5 protein-coding genes and 2 pseudogenes are annotated in these 3433 nt (G+C 46.1%); 4 read left to right on the top strand and 3 right to left on the bottom strand.

The genetic code is table 11. From position 1 onward, the window contains the following. Positions 1–51, bottom strand: a 51-nt coding sequence (locus tag BFF42_RS28315; protein ID WP_165888145.1) for an IS1 family transposase, incomplete at its 3' end; no start/stop codon positions are given. 56 nt (positions 52–107) lie between these two features. On the opposite strand from BFF42_RS28315, the pseudogene BFF42_RS12845 reads away from it, so the two are divergent. Together BFF42_RS12845 and BFF42_RS12840 are read left to right on the top strand one after the other, a co-directional pair. Then, a pseudogene (locus BFF42_RS12845) lies at positions 108–1418 on the top strand (phage tail protein); the annotation flags it as partial. Then, on the top strand, positions 1418–1990 hold the full coding sequence (locus tag BFF42_RS12840) for a tail fiber assembly protein (RefSeq protein ID WP_039059150.1): 573 nt from the start codon (positions 1418–1420) through the stop codon (positions 1988–1990). The pseudogene BFF42_RS12845 and the gene BFF42_RS12840, both read left to right, overlap by 1 nt. A 10-nt stretch (positions 1991–2000) precedes the next feature. Here BFF42_RS12840 and BFF42_RS12835 read toward each other — a convergent pair whose 3' ends face one another. Further along, a complete protein-coding gene (locus tag BFF42_RS12835; protein ID WP_001026780.1) occupies positions 2001–2546 on the bottom strand; it encodes a serine acetyltransferase in 546 nt (181 codons plus the stop codon). Positions 2547–2630: 84 nt separating this feature from the next. Here BFF42_RS12835 and BFF42_RS12830 point away from each other — a divergent pair. Then, positions 2631–2759: pseudogene (locus tag BFF42_RS12830) on the top strand (helix-turn-helix domain-containing protein); the annotation flags it as partial. A 103-nt stretch (positions 2760–2862) separates the two neighbouring features. On the opposite strand, the gene BFF42_RS12825 reads toward BFF42_RS12830, so the two are convergent. Then, entirely contained in the window at positions 2863–3111 is a 249-nt protein-coding gene (locus BFF42_RS12825) for a DinI-like family protein (RefSeq protein ID WP_001261938.1), read from the bottom strand. Between the two features lie 68 nt (positions 3112–3179). Between BFF42_RS12825 and BFF42_RS12820 the strand changes: the two genes are divergently transcribed. Continuing rightward, on the top strand, positions 3180–3433 hold a 254-nt coding region (locus BFF42_RS12820), incomplete at its 3' end, for an IS1 family transposase (protein ID WP_146753269.1).

Here is a 3433-nt window from a genome sequence, read left to right as displayed (position 1 = left end):
CACCCCGTCAGTAGCTGAACAGGAGGGACAGCTGATAGAAACAGAAGCCACTGGAGCACCTCAAAAACACCATCATACACTAAATCAGTAAGTTGGCAGCATCACCCAATTATGCGACGAGTGTAAATATCCATTGGGATTGTACTGCAAATGCGTCAGTTTCTGTTTATACCTCGCCAACATATTCAGCGAGTAAGCCTTCCAGCGTTACCTATGGTGTTGTTTATACGATGTATAGCTCACATCAGAAACCTACACCATCAGATATTGGAGCGCTGCCAACGACTGGAGGGACTATTTCAGGTCCGTTGTTTGTTACTGATGGGATCACCGGGGCACTGAAGGGGAACGCCGATACCGCGACGAAACTTGCGGCAGCCCCAAAAATTAACGGTGTTAAGTTTGATGGCTCGGCGGATATTAACCTCACGCCGGAAAATATTGGTGCATTTGCCCGACGTTCGACGGGGGCTTATGCGGATTCGGATGGAGCCGTTCCCTGGAATGCCGAATCAGGCGCTTACAATGTCACCCGCTCTGGCGACAGCTATATTCTGGTTAACTTCTATACCGGAGTCGGAAGTTGCCGGACCCTGCAGATGAAGGCGCATTACAGAAATGGTGGTCTGTTCTACCGTTCTTCAAGAGACGGTTATGGTTTTGAGGAAGGCTGGGCAGAAGTTTATACCTCGAAAAATCTTCCACCAGAAAGCTACCCAGTCGGCGCACCAATCCCGTGGCCATCAGATACCGTTCCGTCTGGTTATGCCCTGATGCAGGGGCAGACTTTTGACAAATCTGCTTACCCGAAACTTGCAGCCGCTTATCCGTCAGGCGTGATCCCTGATATGCGTGGCTGGACGATTAAGGGCAAACCTGCCAGTGGTCGGGCCGTATTGTCTCAGGAACAGGACGGCATTAAATCGCACACCCACAGCGCCAGCGCATCCAGTACGGATTTGGGGACGAAAACCACATCGTCGTTTGATTACGGCACTAAATCCACGAATAACACCGGGGCGCATACGCACAGTCTGAGTGGCTCTACGGGGTCTGCCGGTGTTCATACTCATGGTAATGGTATTCGTTGGCCAGGAGGCGGCGGTTCTGCGTTAGCATTTTATGATGGCGGTGGGTTCACTTATGTCCAGAATTCACAGTATCAAGTAAGCCCGGGGACTTCTTCCCGTAGATCGTATTATCAACGTATTCAGACACAGTCAGCAGGTGCTCATACCCACTCGCTGTCTGGTACTGCAGCAAGTTCTGGCGCACATGCACATACTGTAGGTATTGGTGCGCATACGCACTCCGTTGCGATTGGTTCACATGGACACACCATCACCGTTAACGCTGCGGGTAACGCGGAAAACACCGTCAAAAACATCGCATTTAACTATATTGTGAGGCTTGCATAATGGCATTCAGAATGAGTGAACAAGCACGGACCATAAAAATTTATAATCTGCTGGCCGGAACTAATGAATTTATTGGTGAAGGTGACGCATATATTCCGCCTCATACAGGTCTGCCAGCAAACAGTACCGATATTGCACCACCAGATATTCCTGCTGGCTTTGTGGCTGTTTTCAACAGTGATGAGGCATCGTGGCATCTCGTTGAAGATCATCGGGGTAAAACGGTTTATGACGTGGCTTCCGGCGACGCGTTATTTATTTCTGAACTCGGCTCATTACCGGGAAATGTCACTTGGTTATCCCCGGAAGGGGAGTTTCAGAAGTGGAACGGCACAGCCTGGGTGAAGGATACGGAAGCAGAAAAACTCTTCCGGATCCGGGAGGCGGAAGAGAAAAAGACAAGATTAATCCAGGAAGCGACTGATAACATAACAATTCTGCAGGATGCTGTTAATTTTGAAATGGCAACTGATGAGGAGGTTTCGATGCTATCTTCCTGGAAAAAATACCGGGTATTAGTGAGTCGGATTGATATAAATACAGCCCCGGATATCGTATGGCCTGAGCTGTGATTAAACGGAATTATGTGTGAGATGAATTATAAATAATTTCAGAGTGAAATTTGGTAATGAATGTGGAGTCATCAGGAATGTCATGCAGTACCAATGCATGAGCTCCTATTTTTACATTATTCCCTATATGCACTTTGCCACCAAGGATGGTGGCGTTACAGCCAATGGTTACATTATTTCCTATGACAATATCCATATCATTAAATTCACCGCGAAGTCCAATAGTTACCCCAGGCTTAATTGAACAATTTTCACCTATTGTAACTTTGTGACCGATAACAACGCCATTGAGATAAGATATGTCGAACCCTTTACCAATATTTACAGTTAAGGGAACGGTTACATTGTATTTATCAAGAATGAAGCGTTCTATTTTTCCTGCAATCTTTCGCCGGTATCCGCCTTTATCAAAAAGATATTTTGCTATGCGCCACCAAAATAAATAACGTGATCTTCTGTGTTTTATTGCGCGAACAATTGCTTTTCGCCAGGAGAAAGGGCGTTTACAACCTATTACTTCATAGTGTATGCACTTTTTAAGTTCACTAATATTCATATATCTATTATTCAGTAAAGATAATTCTGTAACTTATTATTATATTAGGTTTAATGGGCTTTTTCTACAGTTTACTGTATTACTCTCACGCCGGAGCAATAGGCACAGGCCGGACGACAAATTGCATCAGGAGTTTCTCGCCAGAAGGTGGTGATCATCTATGATGTTGGCGTATCGACTTTGTATAAGAAGTTTCCGGTCGGAGATGAATGAAACCGTAGCACGTCGTATGCAAGAACGTGCCACGGCTGGCTGGCGAACTTTCGATAGTGCGAGTATTGAATGATTTCCAGCTGTTACCGATTTTACGTGTTAATTAGTGAAAAAACCACTCGTCAGCAGACTTCCAGGTATCTTTCAGAGTCTCCTGAACAAAAGTTTTAGCTGAATCTTTATCGGCGGTGCGCGTAACAGAAAGGCCATCGTTGCTGGTGGCTTTTACGATCACCTCTACATCGTCATAACGTTTACTGATGCGTCGGGTTAATTCTTCCTTTAACGCATCCACAGCACCGTTTGGCATTTTAGTGATTTTTTCTTTAGCGATACAGATCTCAACACGCATAACACCCTCCTGTGGTGATGCTGCCAACTTACTGATTTAGTGTATGATGGTGTTTTTGAGGTGCTCCAGTGGCTTCTGTTTCTATCAGCTGTCCCTCCTGTTCAGCTACTGACGGGGTGGTGCGTAACGGCAAAAGCACTGCCGGACATCAGCGCTATCTCTGCTCTCACTGCCGTAAAACATGGCAACTGCAGTTCACTTACACCGCTTCTCAACCCGGTACGCACCAGAAAATTATTGATATGGCCATGAATGGCGTTGGATGCCGGGCAACTGCACGCATTATGGGCGTTAGCCTCAACACGATTTTACGTCACTTAAA

The sequence above is a fragment of the Shigella sp. FC1661 genome (assembly GCF_001712525.1).
GTDB lineage: Bacteria > Pseudomonadota > Gammaproteobacteria > Enterobacterales > Enterobacteriaceae > Escherichia > Escherichia coli.
This window is presented reverse-complemented; position numbering and strand designations above follow the sequence as displayed.